At 38.1% G+C, this 4,244-nt stretch carries 3 protein-coding genes; all 3 read right to left on the bottom strand.

Translation table 11 applies throughout. The features are described 5' to 3' along the window. Window positions 1–241: 241 nt before the first annotated feature. Window positions 242–1,264 (bottom strand): hypothetical protein, encoded by a 1,023-nt coding sequence (locus tag ACOVQ4_RS04055; protein ID WP_421819374.1) that lies wholly within the window; start codon window positions 1,262–1,264, stop codon window positions 242–244. Window positions 1,265–1,477: 213 nt separating this feature from the next. Beyond that, window positions 1,478–2,707, bottom strand: a complete 1,230-nt coding sequence (locus ACOVQ4_RS04050; protein ID WP_421819373.1) for an MFS transporter — start codon at window positions 2,705–2,707, stop codon at window positions 1,478–1,480. A gap of 116 nt (window positions 2,708–2,823) precedes the next feature. Beyond that, on the bottom strand, window positions 2,824–4,113 hold the full coding sequence (gene rodA / locus ACOVQ4_RS04045; protein WP_421819372.1) for a rod shape-determining protein RodA: 1,290 nt from the start codon (window positions 4,111–4,113) through the stop codon (window positions 2,824–2,826). Between the last annotated feature and the right edge of the window lie 131 nt (window positions 4,114–4,244).

Raw genomic sequence — 4,244 nt, 5'->3', positions numbered from 1 at the left:
GTGTTAAAATGTTTTATGCTTTTGTCCAAAGCGGTAGCTATTAGGCAAAAGGTCTTTATAATTTAATAAAAACGCCTTTTGTTCTTCAGCTTACGGCTGAATGCCTAGCGCCTATTACCTGAAAACTTAAATTTTTGGGCGTTCGGCTCTCAGTTTTGGGAATTCAGCAAAATTGGTAGGAGGTTTATTTAAAACATCATAAAACTATTTGCCGAATGCCCGTTTGCCTATCTATTCATATTTAATGTATAAGTACCTGTTCTAAGCTAGCCCAAACCACCTCTCCCATGGTTTTACATTTCAGAAATCTATCTGATTTATACCAGCGAGCAAGTTCTTTTTTTAGAGATTCTGTATTTTCGGGTGAAGCTATTTCGTCTCTTGCCATTACCGACATAAGCTCATACATACGTTGTTGTTCGACACGCAAGCGTCCTGCAATCAATGATCTTTCTTCGATTTGGTATTGCTGAACAGATTCGGAAGTCATGTATTTCATACCGATTTCTACCAAAGGGTAGTTCTGTTTGAAGTACTGAGGCATATAAACCGAGCGTTTTCCCTCATAGCTCTGTTGGTCAAAATCGATAGCTCGAATTCGGTAAAAGACTTCTTCAAAATCGGGCGTAATATCTACAATAAAATTGGAGGAGTGCATATCTCCGAGCAGTCTTACAAAGCATCTTTCATTAAATTTTACAAATTCTTTTGCCAGACGTCGGTAATTTACCTCCTCATAACTAGGGAGTTGTTTGAAAAATAAATCGCCCGGAATACCAATAATATGCTCCTCTACCACGGTATCTTCAAATGTCAAATAACTGATTCTATTTGGTGACAAAAGGTGCTCTAACTCCATTCCGTAAATACGTGAAGAATCTGCTCTTTTTACGTAAAAATAGTCAAAGTTGTCGTTCATTTTATTAACTATACGAATACGAAAAGGTTGAGTGTTGCCATAAGTACACAAATCCACCCTGTCGACCGAAAGGTGATTAATGACCTTTTCGTCCCCATCAGTACGTAAATCAGCATATATTTTTTTGAGTCCTTCGTACACAAATTCTATATCACTATGCGGGTAAAATACCGTTTGCCAGAGGGTATCATTCCCAAATTTATCATAGAGATTAATGGCGTTTTCAAACCTCAGCAAATCTGCATACTGTAGAGGCATAGCGATTTCGCGCCCGTACTTGGTTAAGTACTTTCTGAGCTGAAGGTTGACTTTAAATGGGAGTTTCTTTCTAGAAATAAGTGCCATATTGTAAGATTTAGGCAGTAAACATCTTCTTTTTCTACACGAAAATCAAGATTTTTATTGGTAAAAAATATAGTTCGTAGTCAGTTGTGGTATCCTATCTATGCGTAGTTTCTGTTTACTAAGTATTATTTTAGTTATCAGGTACCAAGTCTATTACCTTAAAACTCAGCAATAGCAACAAGATAAATTCTCAGAGTAGATTTTTTTTATTTCTTAGTCCACAAAATCTAAATCTTTATCAAAAGTTTCCTCAGACATGTATGCCGCCCATAAAGCTCCAAAGTTACAAATACATCCAACAATCAAAGCTGCATAGATTAGCCCCACATGCCCCATCAAAAACTTAAATCCAAGCGTAATCAAAATCAAGGCACCTCTCACAAAATTGGGTACGGTAGTGGTAACAGTCGCACGGATATTAGTTCCAAACTGCTCAGAAGCCATTGTGATAAATACAGCCCAATATCCTCCCGAAAAACCTAGTGCAAAACATAAAAAGTAGAATACACTGGTATCGAGCCCATGCGTTAATAAATACACACACATGAGAATAATACTAGAACCTACAAACCAATAGATTGTCTTTTTTCGACTACGTAAAATCTGACTCACAAGACCACTCAGAAAGTCGCCAGATGAAAGGCCCGCATAACATAAAATAACGACTGTCCCTGCTTTAATATCGCCTTGAACTCCGATAGCTTTACTAAGTTCGGGTGCAACCAAAACGAGAATTCCAACGATATACCACACAGGTAGCCCAATTAAAATGCAATAGAAATATCTTTTGAGTTTATCCCAATTTGTAAAAAGGCTAAAAAAGTCTCCTTTAGGAGTATTTTTTTCAATATTTTGAAATAAAGACGACTCCATTGTACCAATCCGCAATAGTAACAATGCCAAACCCATTGCCCCGCCAATGTAGTAGGTCATACGCCACCATTCGGGGTCTGTGCTCAATCCAGCAATGTACGCAGCTGTAACGGCGCCCAATGCACCAGTCCCAGCAATGAACAGGGCTCCATAACCGCGTTTTTCTTTTGGCAAAGATTCATTCACTAAGGTAACACCTGCACCAAGTTCGCCTGCCAGACCAACCCCTGCCAAAAACCTAAGAATAGCATATACCGTCAAGTCTGTTACCATACCATTGAGGGCGTTGGCCAAAGAATAGAGTAGTATAGAACCAAAAAGTACGGATTTGCGTCCACGTTTATCACCCAATATTCCCCACAATAACCCACCCAACAGCATCCCAGCCATTTGTATATTGAGTAAACGTAGGCCTTCGGATAGCTGACCATCCTTATCGAGACCTAGGCTTGCCAAACTGGCATTTCGAATCACACCAAATAGAATAAGGTCGTACACGTCGACAAAATAGCCTAGTGATGCAACGAGAATGAGGAGTTTTGCATTTTTTGAAATAGTATTTTCCTGCATAGATATAGGTTTTATGTAAAGGAAATATTCATCTCTAAAATAAGAACTTTATAGATGTCTCACAAAAAAACTACCGACTATCTAAATAATCGGTAGTTTTGTAAAAGTTATAAACCTTACCATCTCGATAGCATTTGTGAGCGGTGGGCATCCAGTTTTAGAAAAATAAATAGTAAAATAGAGAACGACCAAAGCGAAGACCCGCCATAACTAAAAAACGGCAGCGGAATCCCAATCACGGGCATCAAACCGATAGTCATACCGATATTGACGAGAAAGTGGAAAAATATGATAGAAACAACTCCATACCCATAGACTCGCGCAAATCGGGACTTCTGTCGATCGGCAAGATAAATTAACCTCAGCATAAGACCAACAAATAAGCTTACTACAACAAAACTTCCCACAAACCCAAACTCCTCTCCCACTGTACAAAAAATAAAGTCGGTACTTTGTTCAGGAACAAAGTCAAATTTAGTTTGAGTACCCTGTAGATATCCTTTACCGAGTAGTCCACCCGAACCAATAGCAATTTTGGCTTGACGCACATTATAACCTGTTTTCTTACGGTCAAAATCAGGATCGACTAATACTCTAATACGATTTCGTTGATGTTCTTTTAATACATTATTGATTGCCCAGTCTACTCCAGTAACAAACAAGCCCATACAGAAGGCTACACCCAGAATAGCTAAGATATTTTTGGTTTTGCGCTCATAGCGCGGCATTGCCCAGATTACCAAACCCGATACAATAGCCAAACCTACATATATATGCCATTCTTCAAAAACTAATGATAAAATAAATAGCGTAACCACCGCCAAGAAAATACCTGGATAAATACCCGGAAGCCCTTCACGATAAAGCAAAATCAAAAAAGAAGCAAATACTAGCGCTACCCCTGTTTCATTCGAAATTAATATCAATATTGGAGGAATAGCAATAATAATAGCCACATTGAGCTGGTCTTTAAACTTAGCCAAGTTGGTTAATGGTGTACTCAAATATTTGGCTAAGGCCAAACAGGTGGCCATCTTAGAAAATTCGGCAGGTTGTAACTGAAACGCCCCTATTCTAAACCATGAGTGTGACCCTTTTACCTCGGTTCCGACCACAAGTACAGCTAAAAGTAAAAAGATAAAAAAGCCATAAATCGGAAAAGCGAAAGTGTCATAAAAACGATGGTCTATTACTAAAATAGCAATAATCAACAGCGCAGTTGTACCTATCCAAATAAGCTGTTTTCCGGAGTTGGTATCAAAAAAGCCATCATCAAAAATCCAAATGGGATGTTCGGGGTTATAAATAGCTGCATAAATATTTAGCCATCCTGCTGTAACACAAAGGATATATATCAAAACGGTTACCCAGTCAAGGTTTCTCGATATTTGGTCGTCTCTTTTCAAGGTTTTATTTTTAGAAATTCTAAATCAATTTGATGGATTCTAGTCAGTAATTACACAAAATAAAATTTAATTTGAGTGCTTTCGGCTTTCAGCTTGAGACATTCGGCAAAAACATATTTATCGTTACTAAA

Origin of the sequence: Flectobacillus sp. (assembly GCF_049240685.1) — a bacterium.
Lineage (GTDB): Bacteria > Bacteroidota > Bacteroidia > Cytophagales > Spirosomataceae > Flectobacillus.
Note: the sequence above shows the minus strand (reverse complement) of the source record. Positions and strands in the feature narration are given on the sequence as shown.